The sequence below is a fragment of the Kitasatospora sp. NPDC059722 genome, from assembly GCF_042733235.1.
Lineage (GTDB): Bacteria > Actinomycetota > Actinomycetes > Streptomycetales > Streptomycetaceae > Kitasatospora.
In genome coordinates, this window is the sequence record NZ_JBHWGD010000305.1 from 1 (window position 1) to 1,086 (window position 1,086).

General features: G+C 80.4%; 1 pseudogene. It reads left to right on the forward strand.

Features of this window, described 5'->3' with window-relative positions:
* Positions 1-1,086 (forward strand): annotated as a pseudogene (locus ACFV4F_RS43460) (polyketide synthase); the annotation flags it as partial.

A 1,086-nucleotide genomic window follows, 5' to 3' on the forward strand; every position in this document is an offset into this window, starting at 1 on the left:
CTCGGCCCGGACGGCGTCCTCACCGCGCTGGCGGCCGAGTCGCTGCCCGCCGACGCGGCCCTCGCCGCCGTGCTCCGCAAGGACCGCCCCGAGGAGCCGGCCATCCTGGAAGCCCTCGCCCGCCTGCACGTGCGCGGAGCGGGCCCGGACTGGGTGGCGGTGCTCGCCGGGTCCGGCGGCCGCCGCGTCGACCTGCCCACGTACGCGTTCCAGCGGCAGCGCTACTGGCTGCCCGAGCTCCAGCGCCGCGACGCGGGCGCGCCCCCGGCCGACCCGGTCGAGGACGCGTTCTGGACGGCCGTCGAGGCCGGGGACCTGCAGGAGGCGTCGGCCGTCCTCGGGATCGCGGAGGAGGCCGCCGAGGCCTCGCTGGACCGCCTGCTGCCCGTCCTGGCCTCCTGGCGCGGTCAGCGGCGCCTGCTCGGCGCGTTGGACGGGTGGACGTACGGGACGAGCTGGGTGCCCGTGCGCGGCCTCACCGACGCCGTCCCGGCGGGCCGTTGGCTCGCCGTCGTACCGGAGGGCGCGGAAGGCGAATGGCCCGAGGCCGTCCTCGGCGCCCTCGCCGAGCGCGGTCTGCGGATCGAGCGGGTGGCGGGGACCGAGGCCCTGCCCGAGGTGCTCGCGGACGGCGCCGGCGAGCCGCTCGCCGGCGTCCTCTCCTTCCTCGCCGCCGACGGCCGCCCGCACCCCGACCACCACCTCGTCCCCCGCTACCTGCCCGCCACCGTCGAGCTGCTGCGCACCCTGGAGGCCGCCGGCGGTCCGGCGAGGTTCTGGTGCCTCACCCGGGGCGCCGTCGCGGCCGAGGGCGCGGACCGGGTGAGCGAGCCCGGGCAGGCGCAGCTGTGGGGCCTCGGCCGGGTGGCCGCGCTGGAGCACCCGCGGCGCTGGGGCGGCCTGATCGACCTGCCCGCCGCCCCCGACGCCCGCACCGCCGTCCGCCTGGCCGGGCTCCTCGCCCAGACCGCCGAGGACCAGCTCGCCCTGCGCGGCTCCGGCGCCTACGCCCGCCGCCTGACCCGCCTCCACCTGCCGCCGGTCCCGGGCCGCGCGGCCGGCCTGCCGCGGCCCGCCTCCGGAGGG